Origin of the sequence: Nitrospira sp. (assembly GCA_015709715.1) — a bacterium.
Lineage (GTDB): Bacteria > Nitrospirota > Nitrospiria > Nitrospirales > Nitrospiraceae > Nitrospira_A.
This window is the reverse complement of the sequence record CP054184.1, coordinates 3,468,038-3,494,213: the sequence shown is the minus strand read 5'-3', so window position 1 is coordinate 3,494,213 and position 26,176 is coordinate 3,468,038. Positions and strand designations below refer to the sequence as shown.

At 59.2% G+C, this 26,176-nt stretch carries 26 protein-coding genes and 1 pseudogene; 7 read left to right on the top strand and 20 right to left on the bottom strand.

The genetic code is table 11. The annotated features are described in order from the left end of the window. Nucleotides 1-108: 108 nt before the first annotated feature. From HRU82_16710 to HRU82_16700, 3 genes are all read right to left on the bottom strand, one after another. Nucleotides 109-405, bottom strand: a complete 297-nt coding sequence (locus tag HRU82_16710; GenBank protein QOJ36485.1) for an RNA-binding protein — start codon at nucleotides 403-405, stop codon at nucleotides 109-111. A 272-nt stretch (nucleotides 406-677) separates the two neighbouring features. After that, on the bottom strand, nucleotides 678-1,409 hold the full coding sequence (locus tag HRU82_16705) for a hypothetical protein (protein QOJ36484.1): 732 nt from the start codon (nucleotides 1,407-1,409) through the stop codon (nucleotides 678-680). A 126-nt stretch (nucleotides 1,410-1,535) separates the two neighbouring features. Beyond that, a complete protein-coding gene (locus HRU82_16700) occupies nucleotides 1,536-1,781 on the bottom strand; it encodes a hypothetical protein (protein ID QOJ36483.1) in 246 nt (81 codons plus the stop codon). Nucleotides 1,782-1,941: 160 nt separating this feature from the next. Here HRU82_16700 and HRU82_16695 point away from each other — a divergent pair, with 160 nt between their 5' ends. Both HRU82_16695 and HRU82_16690 read left to right on the top strand, forming a co-directional pair. Further along, nucleotides 1,942-2,379, top strand: a complete 438-nt coding sequence (locus HRU82_16695; protein ID QOJ36482.1) for a DUF5069 domain-containing protein — start codon at nucleotides 1,942-1,944, stop codon at nucleotides 2,377-2,379. Nucleotides 2,380-2,394: 15 nt separating this feature from the next. Next, a complete protein-coding gene (locus tag HRU82_16690; protein QOJ36481.1) occupies nucleotides 2,395-3,924 on the top strand; it encodes a M28 family peptidase in 1,530 nt (509 codons plus the stop codon). Nucleotides 3,925-3,970: 46 nt separating this feature from the next. Here the strand turns inward: HRU82_16690 and HRU82_16685 are convergent, their stop codons facing one another. The 6 genes from HRU82_16685 to HRU82_16660 all read right to left on the bottom strand — a co-directional run bounded on the left by HRU82_16685 (nucleotide 3,971) and on the right by HRU82_16660 (nucleotide 12,070). Then, nucleotides 3,971-6,136 carry an amylo-alpha-1,6-glucosidase gene (locus HRU82_16685; protein QOJ36480.1) on the bottom strand — a complete coding sequence of 722 codons (2,166 nt, stop codon included), beginning with the start codon at nucleotides 6,134-6,136 and terminating at the stop codon, nucleotides 3,971-3,973. A gap of 113 nt (nucleotides 6,137-6,249) precedes the next feature. Continuing rightward, nucleotides 6,250-7,593 carry an MFS transporter gene (locus HRU82_16680; GenBank protein QOJ36479.1) on the bottom strand — a complete coding sequence of 448 codons (1,344 nt, stop codon included), beginning with the start codon at nucleotides 7,591-7,593 and terminating at the stop codon, nucleotides 6,250-6,252. A gap of 55 nt (nucleotides 7,594-7,648) precedes the next feature. Then, nucleotides 7,649-8,662, bottom strand: coding sequence for a BON domain-containing protein (locus tag HRU82_16675; protein QOJ36478.1), 1,014 nt, complete (start codon nucleotides 8,660-8,662; stop codon nucleotides 7,649-7,651). 217 nt (nucleotides 8,663-8,879) lie between these two features. Continuing rightward, the gene (locus HRU82_16670; GenBank protein QOJ36477.1) at nucleotides 8,880-10,163 is read right to left on the bottom strand and encodes an MFS transporter; all 1,284 of its coding nucleotides are present in this window, start codon (nucleotides 10,161-10,163) and stop codon (nucleotides 8,880-8,882) included. 35 nt (nucleotides 10,164-10,198) lie between these two features. Then, nucleotides 10,199-11,272: a glycosyltransferase family 4 protein gene (locus HRU82_16665; GenBank protein QOJ36476.1), complete on the bottom strand. Its 1,074-nt coding sequence runs from the start codon at nucleotides 11,270-11,272 to the stop codon at nucleotides 10,199-10,201. 435 nt (nucleotides 11,273-11,707) lie between these two features. After that, a complete protein-coding gene (locus HRU82_16660) occupies nucleotides 11,708-12,070 on the bottom strand; it encodes a hypothetical protein (GenBank protein ID QOJ36475.1) in 363 nt (120 codons plus the stop codon). Between the two features lie 136 nt (nucleotides 12,071-12,206). Here HRU82_16660 and HRU82_16655 point away from each other — a divergent pair, with 136 nt between their 5' ends. Genes HRU82_16655 through HRU82_16640 form a run of 4 tightly spaced genes read left to right on the top strand, consistent with a single transcriptional unit; the run spans nucleotide 12,207 to nucleotide 15,803 of the window. Continuing rightward, nucleotides 12,207-13,757 (top strand): TolC family protein, encoded by a 1,551-nt coding sequence (locus tag HRU82_16655; protein QOJ36474.1) that lies wholly within the window; start codon nucleotides 12,207-12,209, stop codon nucleotides 13,755-13,757. 10 nt (nucleotides 13,758-13,767) lie between these two features. Then, nucleotides 13,768-14,415: a hypothetical protein gene (locus HRU82_16650; GenBank protein QOJ36473.1), complete on the top strand. Its 648-nt coding sequence runs from the start codon at nucleotides 13,768-13,770 to the stop codon at nucleotides 14,413-14,415. A gap of 17 nt (nucleotides 14,416-14,432) precedes the next feature. Beyond that, the gene (locus HRU82_16645) at nucleotides 14,433-15,452 is read left to right on the top strand and encodes a ribonuclease Z (protein ID QOJ36472.1); all 1,020 of its coding nucleotides are present in this window, start codon (nucleotides 14,433-14,435) and stop codon (nucleotides 15,450-15,452) included. Between the two features lie 12 nt (nucleotides 15,453-15,464). Beyond that, entirely contained in the window at nucleotides 15,465-15,803 is a 339-nt protein-coding gene (locus HRU82_16640; GenBank protein ID QOJ36471.1) for a DUF3147 domain-containing protein, read from the top strand. Nucleotides 15,804-15,907: 104 nt separating this feature from the next. On the opposite strand, the gene HRU82_16635 is transcribed toward HRU82_16640, so the two are convergent. The 10 genes and pseudogenes from HRU82_16635 to HRU82_16590 all read right to left on the bottom strand — a co-directional run bounded on the left by HRU82_16635 (nucleotide 15,908) and on the right by HRU82_16590 (nucleotide 22,363). Then, nucleotides 15,908-16,087 (bottom strand): arylamine N-acetyltransferase, encoded by a 180-nt coding sequence (locus tag HRU82_16635; protein ID QOJ36470.1) that lies wholly within the window; start codon nucleotides 16,085-16,087, stop codon nucleotides 15,908-15,910. 30 nt (nucleotides 16,088-16,117) lie between these two features. Continuing rightward, entirely contained in the window at nucleotides 16,118-16,681 is a 564-nt protein-coding gene (locus HRU82_16630; GenBank protein QOJ36469.1) for an arylamine N-acetyltransferase, read from the bottom strand. A 114-nt stretch (nucleotides 16,682-16,795) separates the two neighbouring features. Beyond that, nucleotides 16,796-18,427: a DUF4157 domain-containing protein gene (locus tag HRU82_16625; GenBank protein QOJ36468.1), complete on the bottom strand. Its 1,632-nt coding sequence runs from the start codon at nucleotides 18,425-18,427 to the stop codon at nucleotides 16,796-16,798. A gap of 75 nt (nucleotides 18,428-18,502) precedes the next feature. Beyond that, the gene (locus HRU82_16620; GenBank protein ID QOJ36467.1) at nucleotides 18,503-18,829 is read right to left on the bottom strand and encodes a toll/interleukin-1 receptor domain-containing protein; all 327 of its coding nucleotides are present in this window, start codon (nucleotides 18,827-18,829) and stop codon (nucleotides 18,503-18,505) included. Beyond that, nucleotides 18,822-19,307: a VOC family protein gene (locus HRU82_16615; protein QOJ36466.1), complete on the bottom strand. Its 486-nt coding sequence runs from the start codon at nucleotides 19,305-19,307 to the stop codon at nucleotides 18,822-18,824. Before HRU82_16615 ends, HRU82_16620 begins: the two co-directional genes overlap by 8 nt. 178 nt (nucleotides 19,308-19,485) lie before the next feature. After that, nucleotides 19,486-20,442, bottom strand: a complete 957-nt coding sequence (locus tag HRU82_16610) for an IS5 family transposase (GenBank protein ID QOJ36465.1) — start codon at nucleotides 20,440-20,442, stop codon at nucleotides 19,486-19,488. Between the two features lie 192 nt (nucleotides 20,443-20,634). Continuing rightward, nucleotides 20,635-21,207: a dihydrofolate reductase family protein gene (locus HRU82_16605; GenBank protein QOJ36464.1), complete on the bottom strand. Its 573-nt coding sequence runs from the start codon at nucleotides 21,205-21,207 to the stop codon at nucleotides 20,635-20,637. 165 nt (nucleotides 21,208-21,372) lie between these two features. Further along, a complete protein-coding gene (locus HRU82_16600; protein ID QOJ36463.1) occupies nucleotides 21,373-21,606 on the bottom strand; it encodes a hypothetical protein in 234 nt (77 codons plus the stop codon). A 213-nt stretch (nucleotides 21,607-21,819) separates the two neighbouring features. After that, nucleotides 21,820-22,145 (bottom strand): annotated as a pseudogene (locus tag HRU82_16595) (type II toxin-antitoxin system PemK/MazF family toxin). After that, the gene (locus tag HRU82_16590; protein ID QOJ36462.1) at nucleotides 22,142-22,363 is read right to left on the bottom strand and encodes an antitoxin MazE family protein; all 222 of its coding nucleotides are present in this window, start codon (nucleotides 22,361-22,363) and stop codon (nucleotides 22,142-22,144) included. Before HRU82_16590 ends, HRU82_16595 begins: the two are co-directional and overlap by 4 nt. 426 nt (nucleotides 22,364-22,789) lie before the next feature. Here HRU82_16590 and uvrA point away from each other — a divergent pair, with 426 nt between their 5' ends. Further along, a complete protein-coding gene (gene uvrA / locus HRU82_16585) occupies nucleotides 22,790-25,564 on the top strand; it encodes an excinuclease ABC subunit UvrA (GenBank protein QOJ37247.1) in 2,775 nt (924 codons plus the stop codon). 24 nt (nucleotides 25,565-25,588) lie between these two features. On the opposite strand, the gene HRU82_16580 is transcribed toward uvrA, so the two are convergent. After that, nucleotides 25,589-26,149 carry a YqgE/AlgH family protein gene (locus HRU82_16580; protein QOJ36461.1) on the bottom strand — a complete coding sequence of 187 codons (561 nt, stop codon included), beginning with the start codon at nucleotides 26,147-26,149 and terminating at the stop codon, nucleotides 25,589-25,591. Nucleotides 26,150-26,176: the final 27 nt, after the last annotated feature.

Below are 26,176 nucleotides of genomic sequence, written 5' to 3'. Positions count from 1 at the left end.
GCAGGCGACCTGATGGCCCTGCGGACCAGAGAGAGGACAAGACGGTGAGGGAAACGCAGGGGCCACCCAGTCGGCAGCCCCTGAATAGGTGATCGGAGATGACAAACCTTAGTGCCGGCCGCCGCCCATTCCACGGCCCCCGCCACCGGAGCGAGGCTCCTGCGGACGGGCTTCATTTACGGTCAAAGTACGACCGCCGAATTGCGTCCCATTCAATGCGTTGATCGCGGCTTGCGCCTCGGAATCCGCCGACATTTCCACGAAGCCAAAGCCACGGGACTGGCCGGTGAACTTGTCCGTGATAATGCGCGCCGACGTCACCGCCCCGTGCACCGCGAACAGGTCACTCAATTGCTGCTCGGTGGTTGAATAAGGCAAGCCGCCAACGTAAATCTTCGAACCCATTGGGTTCCTCCTTTGAGAATAAAATGGTGTTGTCTGGGACTCGAGAAAGAGACGAGGAAGGAATGGGCCGAAGATGCAAACACAGCGGCAATCTTAGCTCTGGCTTCCGAAATTCCCGGAAAGAACCCAAAACAACATCGGTTCGGGCCCTGTAACTCTACTTCTACTTCATCGCCAAGGCCCTTCGCAATGAAGCACACTCACTGTATCCTACCCACAGATGAAAGGCAAGCGTGAAATTGCTCACCAGGTACTCGACGTGTTCCCTCTCGTCAATAGGCGGCCGGCGCCGACAGTGGGCGGCTGGAATAGAGGGGGGCCGCATTGAAATTATCAAACCGCGCAGCAATTTCCCCTCGCACCATCAGCCCTATTTGGCCCACTCCGAGAGTCTGGTCTTCCACCGACAGGGCCAATCGTCCATCGAAAAAAGTCTCGACAAAGTCCTTGCTGATGATCGTGTTTCGTTGCACACGCAACGTATGCCATTCAACCGGCTTGACCTTCAGTGCACCACGACCGATCACGGTCTCGTTCCCATCGATCACGCGGACCACCTCGATAGATTGTTGGGCAAGGTCGACCACCGTCGCGTAAAAATTCTTCTGATCCTTCAGACCAAAAACGACCCCGACTTGCCCTGAAACTGCCTGACTTCCCTGATGCAACCGGAGGACCAATTCGGGATATTCATACTGAAATCCCTGCGCAACGAGCAGTTCGACGCAGGTGGCGCACTGAGACGTACCGACCAAGACATGGGGTGAAGAGGGCGACCCGGACTGCGCCTCAATTTTCCATGTTCCACCCGACTCCTGTCCTGTGGCCATGACGACAAAGCCCTTGGGCACTTCGCCCACCGTATCACGATCAAACGTCCATGCATTGAATAGTCCCGGGCTTGCTTGCTGGTGAAGGCGCTCCGCCTTCTCCGCGGAAGTTTCTTTAGGCACGGCCCAGGCAGTTTCCGCGCTGCTCCCGACTATGGCGACAACTGCAGCCATACCGAGACATCGAACGACCTTCGGGAGACACACAACCCCCATCTTCCCCTTCCGAGTCACCGGTTCAACAATTTCTGCCGTCTGAGTTCTATATCGCACTGGAGGCCTCCTCCACTTACTCGAATCTTATGATGTTGGACGAACCGTTTTGATTTGGATGATTTCCTGTTGAAAGCGGTCGCGTTCAGCGAGAATTTTCTTTCGTCGCCAGCCGCGTGGTATCCACCATTTCAGCTTCTCTGCAAACGTCACCACAGGAGGCGGCGTATTGCCGGCTGGCCCATGCTGAAAGTCATATCCCTGATGGGTCCCCTGATTATCGCGAAATCGTCCATATTGATGATCGTACAATCCGCTACCTTGTTCCGCCATGATTCCTTCCTCGCCTAACTTGCAGCACCACCCGCATGCGTGCCGGGAACATGCCGATAGTACCTTGAGCCTTTGCCACTCTGCAATGGGACCGTTTTCTTATGCTATAGTGCGGGCGGCTCCCTTGCACCCTCGTGCCTATTCCAACGAGCAAATCAGCATGGATCTTCGTCAACGACCACCTCGACGATGGAGCGAGTCTCTCGGCGGACTCATTTGGTTGCCTCGACTGATCGACAAAGTGCGGGCCTTTCAAGCCGGCACCCTCGGAGCTTATGCCTATCCTTCCGCTTTGGATCGGTCATTTATGCGCTCTTTTCACCTTACGCCTGCGCTCATCGAACGACTCGTGAGGGAGAACTCGTCGGAAGAATCCCTCGGTCGAGCAGTCCGAGCACTGATTCCCATGACCGATGAAGAGATTGACCACCGCACTGAGTTGTTCCGTCGTAACTATCGTCTGGCCTTCGCCCTCTTGGATCGGGATGATGGGTATATCAGCGGTATCGGCTATCCGCTCCCCCGATTTCTGCAAGCTCCGCTCTGGCGTTGGTACCAACGCTGGTCGAGTCGTAAGGCTTCTGCAACCACCATCTGACTATCGGCATCGACCATGCTGTTCACCACTCGCCGTCCCCCCCGCCGACTCTCAACCTTCCACCGAGTCGGCCCCTCTCGGCCTCTCATCCTCGCCTTTGCCTGGTGCCTGCTGACCACCACCTGTTTCGGAGAAGAGCCCCTCACTCTACCAAGCACCCTGGCCCAAGCACTGGAAGCGATTTCCGCCGACCGCATGCGTGCCGATGTCCGTACCCTGAGTAGCCCCGCATTCAACGGCCGCCAGACCGGCACGGTCGGCGATCACGCCTCTGCCGACTTTGTCAGGCAACGGTTGGAGAGCCTCCTATCGCCGCCGGGACAAATCGAACTCCAAGCCGCACCGGTTACGACCACGAGTATCGGACAGGACCCGTTGCTTCGGTTCTCTCGGGGAACGCATGATTCTTCGGCCTCCATCGGAACGGACTATCTGCCCATCCTCGATTCACCATCCGCCGACGTGACCGCCAAGGTTGTCTTCGTCGGATATGGCATTGCCGACCCAGCTGGCGGATTAGACGAGTATGCGGAATTGGATGTGCGGAACAAGATCGTCCTCTTTCTCCGCGGCAAACCCGACCGATACGAGAAAGTCGTTTCCCATGCCGAGAAGGAGCGCGTCGCGCGGGAGCATGGTGCCGTCGGATACCTCACTGCCGTCGGCCCGATCCTCTCTCCGTACGAGCTGCGGCGCGGCGTGACCGGCAAGCCCAGCGCATTTTACGGATTGAGCGCTCCAGGGCCGGCCATTCCCGGCGCCTGGATCAGCACCGCTCTGGCCTCAACCATCTTGCGCAACGAACGATCCGATGGAGAAGATCGACTGCAGCGGCTACAACAACAGATTCAAGACCAGCTGGCACCGCGCTCGGAAGGGACCTCCGTAACCGTCACGATGCGATGGCAAAGCGAGCAGCGCGACGGCATGCTCTACAATGTACTGGCGGTGCTTTCAGGGTCGGGGCAAGCAGGAGATGAAGAAACTCTCGTGATCGGGGCTCACCGCGATCATTTCGGCCGGCAAGGCGGGCTCCTGTTTGCCGGAGCCGACGACAATGCCTCGGGGACTGCCGTGTTACTGGAAGTCGCGCGCGTGCTCGCGTCCAGCCACACGAAGCGGAAGCGCTCAATCGTCTTCGCGTCTTTTAGCGGCGAAGAGCAGGGCCTACTCGGCTCCTCCGCCTATGTCGCGCACCCTCTCATGCCGCTCCGTTCCACGGTCGCGATGCTCAACGTAGACCATGCGGCGGCCGGCAATGGGCGACTGACGATCGGCGTAACAGGCCTGGAAAAGGACATCGTTCAACAGGCGGGACGGCTGGCAGGATCGGTCGATCGCGTCGATGTGTTCGGATTTTTCCCCGGGGGCGACCACGTCCCCTTCAAGGAAGCCGGAATTCCCACGGTCACCATTGTGAGCGGGGGAGTCCATCCACACTTCCATCAGCCGACCGACACAGCCGACACGGTCAATGCCGACATTCTGCTCGCGGTCGCCCGCATGGTCTTGGCCACGGCCTGGCAGTTGGCCGACACGCCATAGCGTCGAGGCAGACGGACTCCGGCGCTTCGCCGTCCGTCGACAATCCCTACTTGACCGACACGACCTCGACGTGGCCTTCCCGTCGAATCACCGTGATTCCGACATCCAGGTCGTGTCGGCGCAACAGCAAATCCAATGACGCTCTGCCTACCCTAAGATTCTTGATCTGCATTTCATCAATGAATTCAGGCAAGATCGAATGGCTGAAGATCACTTTGCGCTCGGCCGCGAGAATGGTCAGCCCCAGACAGGCCTGCAATGCCATGAAGGCGGAACCGGCAGCCCACGCCTGAGGATTACACGCGACAGGATAGCGCGTGAGCCCCTGGCCTGGCCTCCGCACAAAGCCGCAAAACAACTCGGGCAGACGGTGAAAATCGACGACGAGGCTTGCCTCGAAGAGTCCGGTCATGACCTTTTCCACCTCCGCCTTCAACCCATAGCGCGAGAGACCCGCTGCGATCATAGCATTGTCGTGCGGCCAGACCGATCCATTGTGGTACGACATGGGATTGTACCGTCGTTCCGAGTCCGCCAGTGTTCGCACGCCCCATCCACTGAACACCTCCGGGGACATGAGCGTATCGGCTAACCGCCTCGCCCGTTCCTCGCTCGCAATTCCGGTGTACAGGCAATGGCCGGCATTGGACGCCCTGACACGGCAGGGCCGCTTCCGTCCGTCCAACGCGAGGGCATAGGTGGAGAGGTCTTCGCACCAAAATGCCTCTTCAAACCGCTCTCTCAACGACCGCGCCTGGCGACGAAGCTGACTCGATCGGTCTTTATACCCCAGCGCCTCCGCCAGCTTCGACGCTTGCAGCTTCGCATCGTAAACATATCCTTGCACCTCACAAAGCGCGATCGGCCCTTCAGCCAGGGAACCATCCTCATGCGAGATGGAGTCATGGGAATCCTTCCAGCCCTGATTGTCCAACCCGGTCGGTGATTTCCGCACGTACTCCACGAACCCATCACGATCCAGATCACCGAACGTATCCATCCACGTGAGCGCCGCCTCAAGTTGATTCCATATCGAACGGATGAAGGCCAAATCTCCGGTCCGTTCATAATAGGCACCGGCCAACATCACGAACAACGGCGTAGAATCGACGCTGCCATAATAGAGCCCGAAGGGAATTTCGCCGAGCGCGGCCATTTCGCCTTTTCGCGTCTCGTGCAGGATCTTGCCCGGTTCCGCATCCTGCGCCGGGTTCACGTCCTTGGCCTGCGTGGAGGCCAGGTAGGCCAAGACCCCTCGCCCCAGTTCGGGCTTGATCCACAAGGCCTCGAGTGCTGTAATGATGCCGTCTCGCCCAAAAGGCGTACTAAACCAGGGCACGCCGGCGTAGGGATAGGGCCCCTCCTCCGTGTCTGTTATCATCATGCGCAAATCCAACAGGGACCGATTCCACCACTCGTTGAATTGGGCATTCGATGTGCAGATGAGACAACCTTGAGTCTGCTCTTGTTGGGTCGCTATCCCCGCTTCCACCATCGCCGCATCGTACGATAGCGAGGCATGTCGGTCGGTAGCCACATCGCAGGCCACCGCCACCGCGATCACCTGTTCATCCTTCGGCTCGAGTTCTACGACAAACGTGGCTTGTGATGCGGTGACCTCGTGCGGCGCAGGAGAGAACTGAATCCTCGTCTCTCGGACAACGTCGTCGAGTCCCTGATAACTCAACACCAACAGGTCCCGCTGCAAGAGATTCGGCAACAAGACACCTTTCTTTTCACGTTTCTTGCCTCGCACCTCGAAGATGTCCGCAAAGTCCGCTTCAAACCGAATCGACAAGTTCATCTTGACCGGCGCCAGGCTATAGTTCGAAAGCCGGAACCGTTCGTATCCCACGCCATTCCAGAGCAGCCGCGAACGAAACACATGGACACTGCCGCGAGGAATGGCAATGCGCCCCTCCTCATAGAGGTCGGGATTCGTGAGATCGACGGCCAGCAAGGCATTGTCCTCCTTGACCGTCGAACTCAATAGCATCGGTCGGCCGTTGTTGAGGAACACCTCCTCTCGCGACAAGAACCGAGTCCCCTCGTGAAACAACCCTTGGGTTCCGCTGCCCACGGGCTGAATATCGCCGTATCGGTCGAAGACTCCGAAGGTCTCACCGTGCTTGAGCACACGTGTCCGGTTGTCCGCCATCGACGAGCTGGCTCGGATATAGAACTGATCATTGACGCTGATGATGTCTTCCACGTAGCCCTCCTGCCGTCGTTGGACTCTCAGGATTCGGTTCCTCGGTTTATTACCTATATTTAGCGCTCACTCCTGCACGATCGCACCGATCCGTGCGATCGGCCGCACCCGACTCAACGGCTGGTCGGTTGCGTGGCCATCACGACGGCCGCTTCCGGCTCCGCGATCGGCTGAGGCTTCACCTCTGTCCAATTCCTTCGCACCCAGATTACGACCCTGCCGGCGACAACCGCCGATAACAGAAGTCCGATGCCGATCCCAAACACACTCGGACGCTCCCCAAATTCCTGCGTAGTCCACCCGAAGATCGTCATGCCCGCGATGGCCGACGTCATGGCTCCCAGGTTGTAAATCGCCAGCACGCGCCCGAGGAGCGCCGCCGGGGCAATCTCCTGCAGAACCCCCCAGGCCACCGGCGTTAACGTTCCCGCCCCCATGCCGATCACCACCATGAGGACGGCGGCCATCAGGCGATTCGACGTCCAAATCATGACCAACAACGCCGAGCCGCTGACGAGGCTTGCCACCGACATGAGCCGTATACGGCTGGGCAATTCCCACGCTGACAGGGAAACCAACCCCAACGAGACGAGCAAGAGCCCGACCCCGAAGGCCGACCACAAATAACCCACCTCAATCGGGCCGAGATCGAGCAACTTTTTGCCGAACACCGGGAAAAGCGTACTGAAGGCGCTCGTGGAAAATGTGTACATCGAGGCGGCGCCGATGAGCATCAAAATGATGCGCTGCCGCCGCAACACATAGTGAAAGCCTTCCAACACGTCGCCCAACGTGCCGGCCAAGGAACCGTCGCCGGACGCGGGCGCGGTCGTGCGGGGAAAGCGGATAAAGGCAAAACAGGCAGCCGAAATGACGTAACTCACCGCATTCACACAAAGCACCTCCTGCGAACTCATCGTCGCGATTCCGACACCGCTCAACGCCGGTCCGACGATGATGCCGATACTCGTCGTCGTCTGAAGGAGCGCATTCGCTGCGGTGAACTCGTGACGAGAAACCAACGAGGGAATCGCCGCCGTCAACGCCGGACCGAAAACCGCGGATGCGACCGCATGGACGAACACCATGACATACAGGCGTTCGATACTGAATGATTCCACCGGGAGCAGGCAGGGCAGTACCCCCAGCACCAGGGCCCGAATCAGATCGCTGCTGATCAGGAGAAGTTTCTTCGGCACACGATCGACGATGACGCCGATAAAGGGCCCGAAGAGAATAGGCGGCAACGTCTGCAGCAGCCCGATCATGGTGGTCTTGAGGGGGGAGCCGGTGATGGCGTACACGAACCACAACAGCGCCAGCTTGGAGACGCCGTCGCCGATCTGCGAGACCATCTGGCCCCACCAGACGAGCGTAAAGTCGCGCGTCAACAGGTGCGGCGACCACTTCACGTTGGGGCGTACGACCGTCTCTCCGCTCACGTGCCGTGGCTCCATCACGTCAACAGGCCGCCGACCGGGTTCTCAGAAATGGAGGGATCATGCGTCGATTTTATTCTCCGGCCACGAGGCGAACCCCTTCGGTATTCACTGCGCGGACTCCCGGCACTTGGCGAGCGGCCTGCGCCGCCTCAAGCACGATAATCTGAAATCGGGTGGTTCCACTCAAGGTCACGACACCGTCCTCGGTTTTTACATCGAATTTCACTGATTGCAAGGTTTTGCTCTTCTCAAACCGTTCCTTCACCAACTGGGTCAGCACCTTATCCCGTTCTGCCATGAGCCCATGGGTCGCGTCGGTTTCGACTTTCAGCCGGTTCTCTACTGCATGAACTCCTTCGAGACAGCGCACGATGTCGGTGGCAACCCGTTTGTCCGACTCTTGCGCCACCTTGCCGAGGAGGACGAGATCCTTGTCCTTCATGTCCACCTCGATGTCGTAGGGAAAGAGCCGCGGGTCGGCCATGAGCGCGAGCTTGGCTGTGACCATCGAGGACCGCATTGGTTTTTTCGCTTCCGGTTCAGGCGATTTGGCACGGTCGCCCGTCCCCTCCCCTGCCGGTGCTGGCCCTTCCGTAGAAAGTTTGGCCTCCGTCGCGTGCTGGGGAGACGGGCAGGGCCGCTCTGGAATCGGCTCCACCTCCTTGTTGGCCTTCAGTTCCGTCTCCTTCGGTTTCTGTTCCGATTCCTTCCCCTTATGCTCGGACTCTTTCGGCTTAGGTCCTTCCTTCGGTTTTGCGTCCGCCTCCTTGGGCTTGGCATCCGGCTCTTTGGCTTTCCCCTCACCGTCCTTCGCCTTCGGTTCGGACTCCTTCGCCTTCACCTCCGGTTCCTTCTGCTTCTGCTCAACGGGCTTCGTGTCTGATTCCTTTGGCCTGGACTCCTGTTCTTTAAGTTTGGGCTCCGACTCCTTCGCCTTCACGTCAGGATCTTTGGGTCGCGGCGGAGCATCAGCCTTGCTTTCCCCACCCGATTCGGCCAGGACCACCGCAGGTTCCACCCAGACTCCCCACACTCCAACGAGTGCGAGAACACCCGTCAGACATCCGATGTGCGTCATGCGCATGATTTTTACGTCCTCACCAGTGCTGTGAATGGTCGGCGGCAGCCGGAGCCCACCAGCAGGCCTCGGTCTCCGCTCCGATCAACGAAGTCCGCTGCTGCCGAACAAAATGAATACGCGACACAGGAACAGAAAGCAACTCCTGCCGAAGCGGACCGAGGGGTGATGAGAAAAGATTCGTGCGGGGGGAAGTGCCTCCCACCCGCACAAGAGAGGAGGTCTAGGCAGCGACGACCGGGCTCGTGACCAGATCACGCCGGCTGACGTGAACCGTGACCATCGCCGTGAGTAAGAGAAGCAGGCCGATTCCGATCAAGCTTGCGGCAGGACCAATGGCATCAGCCGCCCAGCCGAATCCGGCCATACCCACCATGGCCGATGCCATGCCCCCGGTGCTGAAGGTGGTGAACACGCGCCCCAGCAGGTGTTCCGGAGTCACCTCCTGAAGCATGGCCCACACCACTGGATAGAAGAGCGATGTCGTTCCTCCGATGACGATGATCAGGAGAAACGTGCTGAACAGCACCGGAGTTTGAATCAATCCCAACGCGCAGACCGCCATCCCGCCGATCGCCAGCGAGCGGCCGATCTTTCCGACGCGATCCTGGAAGGTACCCTGCGGAGTCCTGGCCAGCCAGAGGGATGCGGCCAGCATCCCAACGCCCAAAGCCGACCATAACCACCCCAGCTCCATGGGACCAACCTGCAACAATTCCTTGGCCACAACCGGCAGCAAGAATACGAATGCGCTGATCGCTAGGTTGTACAACACGGCAGTGATCATCAAGGCAAACACCACCCGATGCTGCAGGAACACGAAGCGGAACCCCACCATCATGTCCTGAATAACCGGCGTGGAGAGAGCTTCCATGCCCTTGACCTTCCGGGTATCCCGCACATGGATGGGCAGCAAGCATAGCGCGGACACAAAGAAAGTCGCCGCATCCACATAGAGCACGTTTTGCGCGCCGATCAACGCAATACCCAAGCCGCTGATGGCAGGCCCCAGCAACACCCCGATGTTCGTGGTGCTCTGGAGAAACGCATTGGCCGTCGTAAGCTGAGAGCGTTGGACAATGGAAGGAACGGCGGACGCCAGCGCCGGCCCGAACACCGTCGAGACGATCGAAATGAGAAACACCAGCACATACAACCGTTCAAGAGTCAGCATGTCCAGCGTGTAAAACAACGGTATGAGCAGGACCATCAAGGCGCGTAAGATGTCCACCACGATCATCACCGTTTTCTTCGGGAGACAATCCAGGTACACCCCGATCAGGGGGCCGAACACCAACGGTGGGATGGTTTGCAGCAACCCGATGGCGGTCATCTTAAGCGCCGACCCGGTCAGCTCGTAGACGAACCAGAGGAGCGCAACCTTGTTCAATCCGTCGCCGATCTGGGAAATGACTTGGCCTGCCCACAGGCAGCCGAAGTCTTTGGTACCCAGCAATCGCCAGCCGGAGACAGTGGACTCTGAGGTGGGCTGAGACGTTTCTGCCATGCTGTATCCTTCCGCGAGGTCTGTATCGCCGTAGGTTAGAGGTTCGACGCGTGTTGCTGGCCCGTCTGCCCCGGGAATGCGGCCGCGTCGGCAACCAGCTGTTGGTAGATTTTGAGGTAGTCGCTCGTCATGCGCTGCGCGGTAAACCGCTCATCGAAGACCTGCCGGCAGCGGCGACGATCAATCGCGCCAAGCTTCTCCACCTGGCTGACCATCTCATCGAGATTGTCACTGATCAAGCCCGTCACGCCGTGATCGATAATTTCCGGGATGGAGCCTCGTCGGTAAGCGAGGACCGGTGTACCACAGGCGAGGCTCTCGATCAACACGAGACCAAACGGCTCCGGCCAATCGTAGGGGCACACCAACCCGATCGCATTCCCGACGAAATCGCTCTTCTGCGCGTCGGTAATCTCGCCCACGAAGTCGATCAACGGATGGTCGAGCAATGGTTCGACAGCCCGCTCGAAATAGGCCCGATCCGCAGGGTCCACCTTTGCGGCCATCTTCAACGGGATTCCCACCCGTTTCGCCAGTTCGATGGCTTGATCGGGGCACTTTTCCGGAGACACCCGCCCGAGGAATGCCAGGTATTTGCCAGGCTCCGGATGGAAGGTATAGAGATCTTGCGGCAACCCATGGTACACGGTGCCCTGCCAGTTGCACCAGGGAAGCGGCTTGCGCTGGGAGTTGGAGATCGAGACGAGCGGCAATTCAGCAAAGTCGCGGAAGACCGGGACCAATTCCGGCAAATCCAGCCGTCCATGCAGGGTCGTGACGACCGGAACCCGGCAACGGCGCGAGAGCGAGAATGCCAGGAAGTCCAGATGCGAGTGGATGACATCGAACTGATCCGCGACGCTGAACACCTGCTCCATCATTTGGATGAGCGGCGCTTCACGATTAAAGATGCCCGTGTTCAACCGCAGCGCCTGCTGACAGGGAGATTCCAGTTTGGCTTGCGTAACCGAATCGCCGCTGGCAAACAGGGTCACGTCATGACCTTGCCGCACCAATTCCTCAGTCAAGTACGAGACAATCCGCTCCGTTCCTCCGTACAACTTCGGGGGCACGCTCTCCCACAGCGGGGAAACCTGGGCAATCCTCATTCGGTCAATCTCCTTTGATCTCGATCAGCACAGGCCACTCGATACCACACCGTGTCTTCGTCATACATGTCGTGAACCGGCCTCTCTTGTTCGGCATTCTTTCTGTTCCGGGCAATCGATTCAATTGACATCTTTGCAGTGTCAGCGCAGTTTTTGTCGTCTCTTTCGGATCAGGAGCAAGGAGTGGGACGGCCAACGATCAGAGCAAGCAGCATACCGCTCGGCAGCATTCCAGAGGACATCACCGACAAACGGCCAGAAATGATTAACAAATCAATCGCTTGCATGGTTATTTCCGAACGAAGATCGCCCCCAGCACTTTCCCATAGTCGAAGAAATAGCCTGTGGATTCTGTTGATAATTTAGAAATCGTGACGAACGGCTGTGACAGGCTTGCAGAACCGCACAAAAGCGCCACAGAAAATCGCGCAGCTCTTAAGGGATGTCATCCAATATGCCCGACTGGATGGGAAGCACGGGCACCGTTTCTCGCGGAGGGGACGGGAACACGACGGGGGCACCGACCTGATTAGCCCCTTGGATCAATCCGATGGACAGTTGCGGGCCGAGGGTCATCACAGCGCCGCTCCAGGCCTGCCCCGTGGTCGGATTCCGAAAACTATAGGACTGAAAATTATTCCCGAAGTTGTAGATGTAGCCCTGCGTACCCTGATTATCTACATACAGATTCCCAGGCCCCACAAGGCCAAACAACGGTGCCACGCCGCCGCCAAGGCCACGGATGCCGGAAACAGATTGCGCATATGCTGGTGTAATGCTCAGCAGCACAGCAAGCATTCCTGCTCCCCATCCCCACCGCATCACGCACCTCATGAGACGCAACATGGACACCGAACGCAGATTATGGTACCACGCCAGGGCCAACGACGGTTCTTAGTATGGTCCTTTCGAACGCTGGGATCAAGGAGCGGTTATGACGAGCGGGACGTTACGGCGTGTCCTTACCATCGGCAGCCTGACAGCAATCTTGCTTGGGATGACACCGGTCGCGTTCGGACTGGACGTCACCAAACCTCTTCCCGCCGAACGGCGTGAAGCCATTTCACTCGCCGACGCCGTCGTCCGGGCGCTTCAAAACAATCTCGACATCAGCATCAGCCGGCACACCAAAGAAAGCCGCCTGGCCGACATCGTCATCGAACAGGCGAAATTCGATCCCACGATCAGTCTCAACGGGCAATACAACCGGCAAGTGGCGCCGCTCAATCGCCCCATCCTTGGATTCACGGGAGCCAATCTCCAAGAGATCACCAAGTTCGACCAGAATACCTCCACCGTCACCGCCGACATCACGCAGAATCTTCCGACCGGCGCAAACTACGATTTGAACTATAGTCCCCAGCGCAACTATGTCAGCGGCCCCAACACATTCTTATTCAATCCAGCTTGGACCGGCGGCTTGGCGCTGACCGTGACGCAGCCCTTGCTCAAAAATTTCGGGATGGAACTCAACCGCACGTTCATTTCCATCGCCCAGAATAATGCCACGGTCGAACAACATGTGTTCCTCGATCGTGTTTTGACCGTCGTTGCCAGCGTGGAACAAACGTTCTGGGAAGTCGTCTTCGCCAATGAAAACCTGAAAGTCGCCCAAGCCGCGCTGAAAGCCGCGGAAGAACTCTTGGCCAGCAATCGCGCGAAGGCGAAAGCCGGCGTCATGTCCATCGTCGACGTGTTGCAGGCCGAAGCGGCGGTCGCGTCGCGAGTCGAACAAATTCTGGTGGCGGAAAAGGCCATTCGCGATCAGGAAGACCAGCTCCGCCGCCTGCTCAATCCCGCTGAAGAGGATCTCCGTCAGGACCTGCGGCTGACGCCGACCGACCCGCCGATTACCACGCTCGAACCCCTCAGCCTGCAGGAAACCATCGATATCGCCATGGAACGCCGCCCCGAGATCCTCCAGGCGGCCAAGAACGTCGAGACCAGCGACCTGAATGTGAAGTTTGCCAAAAATCAGTTGCTGCCGACGCTGTCGGTGCAGGGCACGATGGGGTTATCCGGTTTGGGTGCCGATTACGATGATTCCACAAGACGCAACTTCGGCGGCGATTTTTACAATTATGGCGCAGGCCTGGTCCTCAGTTATCCGCTCGGGAACCGGTCGGCCTACAGCACCTACAACAAGCGGCAGCTGGAATCGCGCAACGCGCAATCTTCGCTGCAGAGCGTGCGGCAGCAGGTGATCGTCGGTGTTCGCGAAGCGGTCCGGCGAGTTCAAACCGACTTCAAGCGCATCGAAACCACCCGCTCGGCCCGCATCATGTCTGAGAAGCAGCTCCAAGCAGAGCAGGAGCGCTTGAAGGTCGGCCTGAGCACGACGCGGTTCGTGCTCGATTTCCAACGCGACTTGGCCACCTCGCAGGGCAACGAGCTGCGAGCCATCGTCGACTACAACAAATCGCTCTCGAACTTGGCCCGCAACAAGGCCACCACCCTTGAACGTTACAACCTCCGGCTCGACTGACCCAGAAGCCGTGTCGGCAAGAGAACGGGCTCGAGCCCTCGCGCTGTTGCCCCTCCTCGCGACCGGCCTCTACTACGGCTCCCCCTCGACACTCCAGGCGACTACCCTCTACCAGTTCATGCCCCAACTGTCCGCCTACCTGGCTTTCGGCGTCTGGAGTTACCTGAACGAGGCTCCCCTGCAACGCATTGGACTCCTCCCCTGGCGTGTCACGAAGGGCCTTAGTTGGGGGATCGGCACCGGTGTGTTGCTCGGCCCGCTCAACGTCCTGTTCATTCTCAAAATCGTGCCGCTTTTGGGCAGTGACTATCGCTTCCTCGCCGAGACACCCCACGCGAAGGTGCCGCTCTGGTTGATGGCCCCCTGGGTTATCCTCCTCATCGCGACTTTGGTCGAGCTGAACTTTCGCGGCTTCCTGCTCGGTCGCTTGGTCGCCCTGGGGCTGCCGCACGGAATCGCCGTACCGATCAGTGCACTGCTGTTTGCCTTCGACCCCTTCATGGTGGCAACCTTTCAGCATCTCCACTGGATCGCGGTGTGGGATGGTCTGGTCTGGGGGACCCTTTACGTGACGCTCAAGAATCTGTTGGTGCCCATCGTCGCCCATACGGTGGAAGTACTGGTGTTGTACGGCGTGATGCGTTCGGTACTCATGTAATTGGTAGCACCTCCGCCATGAATCCATCGTTCTCCAGCCACCTCGTCAATGGCGAGTTCGGAGATCCGGGGCTGTTCGTCGAAATCCGCTGGTCGAAGCGCGCATTGCTCTTCGACCTTGGCCACAATGACGCGCTCGGCCCGACCCGCCTCCTTCGTGCCAACGACATTTTCATTTCCCACACCCACATGGACCACTTCATCGGGTTCGACACCCTCCTCCGTGTCGCGCTCGGCCGAGGCAAGCAACTGCGTCTCTGCGGCCCGCCTGGCCTCATCGACAATGTTCAAGGGAAACTTCACGGCTACACCTGGAATCTCCTCGATGGGTATCCACTCTCGATCACCGTTCGGGAATTTCACTCACATGCGGTTCGGGCGGCTACCTTTCTGGCCACAGAAGGCTTTCGCCGGCTGGATGCACCGGACCTGCCTGCCCCCTCCATGAACGGAGCAGGCCGATACTGCGTGTTGGAAGACCCGATGTTCACGGTACAGGCCGTGACGTTGAACCACCGCATTCCCTCCCTGGCCTATGCCCTCCAAGAACAATTCCATGTGAACGTCAACAAAGAGCGGCTCCACGAGGCCGGCCTTCCGGTCGGCTACTGGCTGAAGGAAGTGAAACAGTATTTATGGCAAGGCAAGCCGGATGATTTTCGCTTCACCGCCACGCTGTACCATGAGCACCGGCGGGAGGAGCGGACATTCGTGCTGGGCGAAGTTCGCGAACGGTTCCTCACCATCAGCCGAGGGCAGAAGTTGGCCTATGTCGTGGATGCCCGTTACGACGGGGAGAACGAAGCGAAGATCGTCGACCTTGCGCGCGGCGCCGACATTTTCTATTGTGAGGCCCCCTATGCGGAGCAGGATGCGGCCAAGGCCGGCGAACGGTACCATCTTACGGCCAGGCAAGCCGGGCTCATGGCCCGCAAGGCCGGTGCCCGGGAGTTGGTGGTGTTTCATTTTTCGCCGCGCTACACGGGACAGGGCGCCCGCATCACAACCGAAGCGCAGGCGGCGTTCGAAGGCTGCTGAGGGAGGATCGGCATGGGCGAGTGGCTGAAGTTCGGGCTGTATTTTCTCTTGGGCGGTACCATCGTCAGCGTCTCAACCTATCTCGGATCGCAAGGCCGATCATTTCTCGCCGCTTTCGCCAGCACCTTTCCCGCCATGACCGGAGCCACCTTCATCCTCATCTACCTCAACGGCGGCAGCGACCACCTCGTCACCTACGCCAAGAATCTGCTCTGGTTCGTCCCGCCCTGGCTGCTCTATGTCGGCTGCATGATCTACGGCGTTGAGCGGGTCGGCTTTTGGCTCTCCATGGCCGGCGCCATGGTCCTCTATATGGCCTGCGTAGGAATCGTGAAATGGCTGGCGCGGTAGGGCGGCCCGAAAAGCAGTTGCTTTGGCGCTGCTAGCTCCCATCGAAAACTTCAAGTATCGGGTGAGTAATGGAGCGTCGTTGCACGGCGACTCACCGTCCAGCCCTAAAAATTCAAGCGATCATTAATGGTCAATCCAAAGCGCTGCTGGAGCAGCTGTTTGCATTCCTCCTCACCGGTTACATGAAGTTCTTGCGCACCGTCTCGTCCTCGCACCTTCAATACCCTGTCGAGAAGTGTCTTCCGTCCCTCCTCGGTGGGAATCGTGCAGATCCGTCGCTGCACGAAGAGAGAATCCGGTGCGTGCGAGTGATACTAGTTGGCGAAGGCAAAGTCGATCGGCAGCCAAGGGTCCAGGGTGAAGGAATAGAGGTTGGTCCAAGCTCCATCGATGGCACATTGCAACAGATACTCGTCCCGCTCTCCCGTCACCAGTCGGAACCGGTCAGGGCCCTGAGGCTGCTCCTCGCCGACTGTCAGCGGCACAGGTTCACGCGGCTCCTGCCCGCCGAATCCGACATCGACCAGCCAGCGCGCCTCGCCCAGATGAACCAGCAGTATTTGATGACTTCGCGGCCGCACGCCCTCCGCTCCGTACAGCACTCGAGCAGCCAGTCGCGTGACGGCAAATCCAAACTCCTCCAACAGCAGTGCAAACAGCCCGTTCAACTCGAAACAGTACCCACCCCGACGACCAAGCACGATCTTCCGAAAGAGATGAGAGGGTTCCAGTGAGATGGGACACCCCAGGTGGATGTCCAGGTTTTCGAACGGCACAGTCAAGACATGGGACAGATGCAACGCACGCAATGTCTCAATCGACGGAGCCACAGGCCCCTCATACCCGATACGTGCAAGATAGACAGATCGCTCGACCATACAGTCCTTTCGTCGATGCCCCTACTTTCTGCTTGCACGTCGGGCCCGAAGTGTGTCGGCGGTGTCTATTGGCGGTCGCTTACAACACAACTTGGGCCTAATGTGAGGCCCCCTTTATTTTGATGGCTTCTTGGAAGCCGGCGCCGGTATAGGTGCCGGTGATGTCGGCGGTGGAGCAGAGATGGTGAATGATCCGAGCGACGGCGCCGGGAAGTCCACCGTAAACGGCACATCACCCGAGATGCCGGTTGCCTCGAACTGCGACAGCGGCACCGTGGCTATCTGCTCAGCTGGTGACCCACAATCGCCTGGGCACAAATCTACGGTGTCCTTGACGGTATAGGAGATCAAGGGCGTCACCACAATCTCCGAACCTGACTTTCGCGCCACCTCCACCGTACCGCTCACACGGCGCTCGTCATTGAATCGCGAAGGCTGAGCACCCGCCGGGCACGTGGTCTGGTTCGAGCCAATGTCGCCGGCGAGGTTCCCCGGAATGTCTCTGGGGGCGCTGAAGTTCATGCGGTCTGGACTCGCCGGATCGTTGAGCGTCGCAATTGCTGTCGGGATGAGGGTAGCGATGTCGAGGGATGCCGTGGTGCTCACAGTCAGTGGTTTGGCAGCAAGGCTCTTCTTCAATTCATTGGTGAGGAAAGTCGTGGTCTTCTTTGTGGTGGGCGAGTTCGAGAAGTCCTTGCCGAAGTCGGCGGTCAGGTTTTTCGCAGCCGATCCGCCCCACAGGTACTCCTTCCAGAATGGAACCACACGGCTGTCGACGACTGCGGAAATGCCCGCCAACAGCCACCACGCTCTCTTGCTTCGATAGTATTCAGCCAATTTCTCGCTTGTGTAAGGTGAGCAGAATCCAGCCGGACACCATGAGGGGCGGCCGCAGCTCTGGGCTTTGGGCGCGCCGCTATTCGCATACTTGCGCTCCATCTCCATGTCCATGTCGTCCATGTGCTGCTGCATCGGGTCGGTCTGTCGCTGCACGGTGGCGGCGAGCGACGGCAATGCCTCCTGCTGCACCACATGCGTGAGTTCGTGCGCCAGCAGTTGCCGTCCCGTTGGCGTCTCGGGAGCATACTGTCCTGGACCGAACACGATGTCCCGACCGACTGTGTAGCCGAGTGCGTGAAGTGCACGCGCCGACTCAGCCGCCATTTCATCGCTGTGCACCCGGACTGAACTGAAATCATAGCGAAAGCGTGATTCCATGAAGTTACGCGTCGCGGGGTCGAGAGATTGACCAGGTGAGCGCAATACGTCGTGGAGGATAGGCGGTGCTGCGGTCTGTCCCAAATCGCCTGTCTCGACGTGCTTGGTCTGCAAGAGTTTATGTCCCTCCGCCTGACACTGGGGGCACGTTCCACCGCAGTCGCAAGCGCGCTGGAGCTGTGGCTCAGGCATCCTCATCACCTGTTCTGAGGTGCGGTCTGCTTCCTGCTCGTATTCGTCTCCTGGCTTGCTGATCTGCAACTTTGTCTGTATCGCTCCCACTGCATGAGGATGTATGGAGATCCGACTAAAATCGTGCCCAAAGCAAGGTGATGCCGTACCGGTCAATCCGGATGTGGGTTCTTCAACATGAGTCTGCAACATTCGTTGCACGGCTTGATTACCCATTGCGCGCGGCACATAGAGGACAGGATGTTCGTGATGAACACACCCAGGTGTTGTCGTGTTAGGCCGAGCAAAGCTGGAGGATACTGGCTGTTGAGGTTGATTTTGTGCGAAGGTTCGCATGTTCTGTCTCCTACTTTTGCTGCAGCGGCGCTACCTCACGCCCTGCCGCTCAGCCGCGAGCGGCGCGCTCTTGGTTCAAGTCGGAATGTTCGCGCCGCGGCGCTCATCGAAATCGAAATATTGAATGGGCTCCAAGCGAGGATGAACCTTGCAGCTTTCGAGTTTGAGGGGAACGATCGTCTTGCCTTTTCCGAGTCCGTATGCCCACTCGAACGTCCCGTATGAGGATTCGGCCGAACTCTCGCTCAACGCCACAAGGACCGCAATCGACTTGCTGATTCCGCGTTCGATCTCTCCACGCCAGTCACTGCTAGCCCGAAGCTGGCCTTGGTCGCGCCATTGATTGACACCAGCCTCAGCGAGCTTGATCCCCGCCAATTCGGCGAAGTGGCTTCTAGCCACGAACCGCCGCCTCGATCACGGCGATGTTTATCTTTTTCATCGTCATCATTGCATCGAACGCCCGCTTGGCGGCGGAGAGATCGGGGCTGGTATACGCCTTGGTCAAGGCGATTGGCGTAATTTGCCAGGAGATGCCCCATTTGTCTTTGCACCAACCGCACTCGCTCTCTTGGCCGCCGTTGTCGACGATCGCGTTCCAATATCGATCAGTCTCGACCTGATCTTCCGTGGCAACTTGGAACGAGAACGCTTCCTTGTGTTTGAACGCGGGCCCACCGTTCAACCCCAGGCAGGGAATGCCCATCACGGTGAACTCGACGGTCAATACGTCCCCTTGCTTGCCCGACGGAAAGTTGCCCGGTGCACGATGCACCGCGCCGACGGACGAATCGGGAAAGGTCTTGGCGTAGAATCGCGCAGCCTCCTCGGCATCGCGTTCGTACCAAAGGCAAATCGTGTTCTTTGCGATCTTCGTCATGATGGTCCTCCATCGTGATTAGAAATAGGGAACGTCTGATTAATTCGCGTTTCCACGAAGCAATCTGTTTCTCGGTGGATCAAGACGGGCCATCAGCTGGGAACCCGCTGGTCCGAGAGCGCCTTTCTCGGATTCCTCCGCCGTCAGGCGGCCCGCGCCCCGTTCGCACCCCCGTCCGCTAGGCTGCCGCCAGCAAGTGCCGGCGTGCTACATACAGATTCGCCAAGCCGCAACTGATAGACAACCAGTGCGCATTCTTCGCGAGCCCCCGGTACCGCACTTTGGCCCACCCGAAGATCCGCTTGATCACCAAGAACACATGCTCGACTTTGGCACGAACCTTCGACTTCGTCCGATTGCGGGCCCGCTCCGTCTCGCTCAAGGGCCGATGGCGATGGGCTTTCGTCTGGACGAAGCTCTTGGCATGGGGAGCATGGTGCTGAATCATGTCGCGTTGCCCGCTATAGGCGGCATCGCCCCATACTCGTGTCTCCTGTCCATGCAGCAACTCCGGCAACACCTGGCTGTCATGGACATTCGCCGCCGTGGCCGCCACTGAGTGAACCAGCTTCGTCCGGCTGTCCACTCCAATATGCGCCTTCATGCCGAAATACCACTGGTTCCCCTTCTTGGTCTGATGCATCTCCGGATCTCGCTCTTTCTGGCGATTCTTCGTCGAACTGGGCGCATTGATGATCGTGGCATCCACGATCGTGCCCCGGCTGACCTTCAGCCCGTGGGCAGCCAGATACGCGCCGATCCGCGCAAAGAGCTGTGCGCCCAAGTGGTGGGCTTCCAGCAGATGCCGAAACTTACAGATGGTGGTTTCATCCGGTACGGGCTCGCGGCCCAGATCAATCCCCACGAACTGCCGCATGGCGTGTGAGTCGTACAGCGCTTCCTCCACCGCCGGGTCCGACAGGTTAAACCACTGTTGCAGACAATGGAGGCGCAACATGCGTTCGACACCCACGGGCGGACGCCCTGGGCCCTCGGCCTTGGGGTAGACCGGCTCGATCGCCGCTACCAATTCCGCCCATGGAACAACCTGGTTCATCTCGTTGAGAAACTGCTCCCGGCGGGTGGGCTTGCGATACTGTTCAAACGAGACTTCGGCAAACGTCTGTTGCTGCATGGGGCACGCCTCCAGTTCAGTGCTGCGCTACCCTTAGCACATCATGCAAAGAGAATAAATCAGACCTTCCCTAGAATCTGGGCCGTTCCCGGATGAAGTCATCGATCCCCCATTGGGGGTCTAACGTTCGAGCTCACGCGCCCGGAGGGTGGGCCGACTTGCCCGCTGCAGAGGTCGCGTGTTGAGAGAGGGTTAAGCGTTGCCTGTGACCTGCCGACCTGGGAGTTCATAGCGTAGCTCCGCAAAGCCTGCCCCAACCTGGCGAACAGACATGAGCTTCCAGGGCGGACTCGTGACGCGACGCGGGAAGAGCTGCTTGCCTTTCCCCAGGGTGACCGAAGCCACCTGGATGATGGCTTCATCGAGAAGCCCTGCGTCGAAGAACTGAGCGGCGAGATCTCCGCCGCCGACGACCCAGACATTCTTGGATGCCGCAGCGCGAGCCATCTCCTTGTGGACGGGACGAACATCCCCTTGAACGAAACGGACGTCCGCACCCTTGATGGAAGGCAACGTGCGGTGAGAGAACACCCAAGTGGGCTGTGTGTAGGGCCATGGCGAACCAGTCTGCTCCGCAACCTTCGCAGCGTGGCGCACCATCCACAGATACGTCGCAGAGCCCATAGCCAGGGCACCCACATCGGCAATGAAGGCAGGATAGCTGGTGTCGTTGACGTCTCCAAGCGGGAACAGCCAGTCCAGCGAGTCGTCTTCTGTTGCGATGAAGCCGTCAAGGCTTGTTGCGATATAGTACTGCGTCTTCATGGCTGTGGAAGTGCCGCCGGCGGCTGACTCGCCGCCTCACGGCACCGGCAATTTCAATCCGCATAATACGCGACGAACGTTCACGGACTATACGCGATTTGTGTCGTTGGTTCCACGAGTTGCAACCGTATGCCCGTGCTTCCTAGGTTCTTATGCCGATCGGCATCACACTCGTTCCGTGAATGGGTTCACATCCCGTCCAGCGGACTGCGGACACCCGTCGGCGAGATCTCGTTGGTGAACGACCCTGACCCGCGTGAGGTGGTCACGAAGTGGGGCCTTGAGCGATTCCGGCAGCATCGTGATCCGGTCTTTCGCGCCCTTGCCGTCATGATAGAGGATCACGATTTTGAGCTGGCCGGCTTCTGCCGTGGTGATCTGGCTCGATCCGTGTCCCATTGTCCCCTCAACGAGGCCATCGAAGGGAGCGAAAACTCGCCGCTCGGGAAGCGTCTCCTGTGCAGAATTACACGTTGTTAATCGAGGGCCACCACCAAGGAAGAAGAGCAGGCCCGGACTGTCCTTACGGCGTTGGCAGCGGAATGGACGGAAATCGAGCCGAGTCGTGCCGTTCTGGAGCAAGCCCCCCTGAAGCGCTTGGCCGCCACTGCGTCAGACGATTCCGAGAAATACGGCCAGGGAGCGGTCGACGCGGGCCATCACCTCGTGATCGAGCGAGCCGATGCGGGCACCAATGGCGTCATGAGGAACGGTCACAATCTTATCGATCATAATCTGCGAAGGCTACTTGAGGCCATTCTTAGGCGAGGGCTCAACGGAAAGGCGAAACAGGGGCGCATCAAGAAACTCGGTCGTCAGGAGCAAATCGTCACGTTCCCAAGCGCAGAGAAGAGATCGGATTGCAGGACAAGGGCGGGCCTCGGTTTTCCGCTATAGTGGCCCTTGGCAGCGACCGCGACAAGATCGCCGCGTTTCATCCGTTATCCCAGTCAGCGATCTGTGAGACGAAGTCAAGAACGGGTTTTTCCTGTGCAGACCGTGCCGCAAGGCGCGCCTGCCGGCGGCATTCAGCCGCAAATCCGGCAGCCCGGGTGTCCGGAACCCAGATCTGCACCGGCCGCAAACCCTTTTGGCGCAACCGGCTTCGATAACGGCTCTGTTTTTCTTTCGGAGTCAGGTGTGTCTCGGAGGACATAGGATTTTCTCTTTCCACTGTCTTCTAGTCTCACGCTACCACATGCGCGTGTAACATGTTACCAGGTTCTTCGGCTGCGCACGATGATTGGAAATGTACGCCTACTCAGCTTGTGCTTAGCTGAACGACGAACGGCGGGAGCTGCTCAGAGACGTCAAAGAGCGCGGGCTGACCTGTAGTCGATGATGTGCCTTTGAAACCAAGCGGCGAGCATCGAACAATGTCTGGCCGCATCAGGTAGACCTGACGTCTGGTGAGTTGAAGTGATGTTTGATCAGAAAAAGGCAACGCGACATTCTACGAATTCACCTCCACCGGTCACAGCGCCTCGCCCTTCCTTCCTCTCGCCCCGAATTGCAGACCATTCCCGAGCTTGTTACGATGTCCGGTCTTTCCCTTGAAGGAGTTCTCCGGGTGGTTCAACGTATGCCCGCCAAGAAACCGTCTCACGACCTCATCATCGAAGGCGCGCGCCAAAACAATCTCAAGAACATCTCGCTGCGGATTCCACACGACCGGGTGACGGCGATCACGGGGCTTTCGGGATCCGGCAAATCATCGCTGGCCTTCGATACGTTGTTCGCGGAGGGGCAGTGGCGCTATGTGGAATCGCTCTCGACCTATGCGCGCATGTTTCTCGATAAGGTGAACCGTCCCGACGTCGACCGGCTGACCAACGTCCGTCCCGCAATCGCGATCGAACAGAAAAATCCGGTCCGGACGGCACGCTCGACCGTGGGCACCGCGACCGAGCTGGCCGATCTGCTTCGGCTGCTCTTCGCCAAGATCGGGAAACCCGTCTGCCCCTCCTGCAAACAAGAAGCGCGCGGCTACTATCCCGGCTCACTGACTGAAGAGTTGCTCGCTCACTGTCCTGACGCGCGAGCGATGGTGCTCTTCCCGCTAAAGGATCTCGGGCCCGGCCATGACCGATCATTGATCGATTCCTTGTTGAAACGCGGCTTCACTCGGCTGCGATGCGGTGAGGAGCTGTTCAACCTTCACGACGAGGCCGCACTCCCGGCATCCCGGCCGAGCGGGCTGCAGGTGGTCTTGGACCGGGTGGTGCTCCGCCCCGATAACCGCCACCGCCTCATCGACGCAATCGAAACCGCCTTTCGAGAAGCCGACGGCCTTTGTCAGATCGACATCATCGGCCAGGGGGTCCGCACCTATAGCACGGACTTTCGTTGCCAAGGCTGCGGCCGCACGTTCGAACCGCTCCGACCGCTCCTGTTTTCGTTCAACCATCCCCTCGGAGCCTGCCCCGAATGCAAGGGGTTCGGCAACATCCTGCACTATGATCGCGACCTGGTCATCCCGGATCGCAGCCGATCCCTTGCAGGCGGCGCGGTGGAACCCTGGAGCAAACCCGGCTCCGATTGGTGGCAGCAACAGCTCTTACTCGCCATGCGTAAGCGGGGCGTGGACCTCACGACTCCGTTTCAGGCGCTTCCCCCGGAGGTGCAGCACCTCATTTGGGAGGGCGGCAAGGATGTGGAGGGAGTTCGGCAATATTTCGAGTACCTGGAAACCAAACGCTACAAACTGCACGTACGGGTCTTGCTAAGCCGCTATCGCAGTCCCGCTCCATGCCCCACCTGCCTGGGCAGCCGCCTGAAGCCGGAAGCCCGGTTCGTCAAATTGGCTGGGCGCGACTTCGTAGAACTGAACGATCTGACCATCGAGGCAGCCGCCGCCTGGGTGCAGCAGCTGGCCCTGCCCTCTTTTGAAGCGGAGATCGCCAAGGACATTCTGCGCCAGCTGCACGACAAGCTGAGTTTTCTGCTCCGTGTGGGCTTGGGATACCTCAGCCTATCGCGCCAAACGAAGACCCTGTCCGGCGGGGAAGCACAACGGATCACCCTCGCCAACCAACTCGGCTCACGCCTCGTGGGCACTCTCTACGTGCTGGACGAGCCGACCATCGGTCTCCACGCCCGCGATACGGCCACATTGGCCGACATCCTGCGCGACCTTGCCGACCACGGCAACACCGTCGTCGTGGTCGAGCATGATCCCCTGGTGATGCAAGCCGCCGATTACCTCGTGGAATTGGGTCCCGCCTCCGGTGAACAGGGCGGTTCCATCGTCTGCGCGGCCCCGCGCGACCGGTTCATTGCCGACCGGCAGGCCATCACCGCCCGATACCTGCGGGGAGAAGCCAGCATTCCGCTACCCAAGTCCCGTCGGCCCGGCAACGGCAAAGTCCTCAGCATCGCCGGCGCGGCCGAACACAACCTCAAGAACCTGCTGGTTCGCATCCCCCTCAACATGCTGGTCTGCGTAACCGGCGTGTCGGGGTCCGGCAAGAGCACCCTGGTGGAAGACACCCTCTATCGGGCGGCGGCTCGGGCCTTCCGCGTGGAATCCCTGCCGATGGGAACATTCCAGGCCATCAAGGGGCTCGAACACCTGAAAGGCGTGCGCCTCATCGATCAACAGCCGATCGGCCGCACGCCGCGCTCGAATCCCATCACCTACCTGAAGGCCTTCGACGACATCCGCGCACTCTTCGCCGCGGAGCGGGACGCGCTTCGCCAGGGCTTGACGCCCGGTCACTTTTCCTTCAACTCCGCCGAAGGGCGCTGCGAGCGTTGTGAGGGGAACGGCTATGAAAAACTGGAGATGTACTTTTTTGAAGACATCTATGCGACCTGCGAACAATGCGAAGGCCGGCGCTTCAAACCGAATGTCTTGGGCATCCGATACCGAGGCAAGACCATCCACGACGTCCTCAACCTGACCGTGGCCGATGCGCAGGCGTTTTTTTCGGGAGTTCCCAAACTGACCGAGAAGCTCCACCTGCTGTCCACCATCGGCCTGGGCTATCTCCGTCTCGGCCAAGCCGCCACAACCCTCTCCGGCGGCGAAGCCCAGCGGCTCAAGATCGCCGCGGAACTCAAAGATCCGTCGGCGCAGGGACTCCTCTACATCCTGGACGAGCCGACCACCGGGCTCCATCTTGAGGACATCAAGAAACTCTTGGCCGTGCTGCACAAGTTGGTGGATGCCGGCAACACGCTGGTCGTGGTGGAACACAATCTGGACGTGATCAAGACAGCAGACTGGATCATCGATCTGGGGCCGGAAGGCGGCGAAGCGGGAGGACACATTGTGGCGGAAGGGCGCCCTGAACAGGTGACGCAGGTGGCGCAGTCGCACACCGGGCGGTTTTTGGCAACGTTGCTGACCCGCTGACGGCCTTCCGATGAGGTCGGCCCGTCAATTCAAGGAAGGATCGATCGGCATGTCGGCATAATGCCGCGAAGCCTCGTCGAGCGTCAGAAAGACATCCGACCAGATACGGGACGAATCCTTCTCGAATACGATTGCCGGATCGGCCGGGAGGGTAATCCACGAACCGGTTTGCATTTCCGACTCCAACTGGCCCGGTCCCCATCCGGAGTACCCCAGGTAGGCGCGGAACGATTCTTTCTGCTCGCGGGTCGTCAGGATCCGCTCCATGATGTCCAAATCTCCCCCGAGACAGACCCCGTCGAACACCTGGTGCGAGTTTTCCGGCGCCTGATTCACGCGATACAGCAACATCACCTGATTCGTTTGGACGGGCCCGCCCGAATACAGGACGTGCGGCTGACCTTCGAGGATGGGGACCTGCGGCAGCGCTTCAGAAATGGACATCGCGGTGGGGCGGTTGACGATCACGCCGAGCGCCCCCTCCGGCCCATGTTCGCAGAGGAGTACGACCGCCTGCCTGAAATTCGGGTCGCGCAACGCCGGCGCGGCCACCAAAAAGATTCCTTTTCCAAGTGGAAGCGACATGCTTCATCCTAACGCCGTGCCTACGGA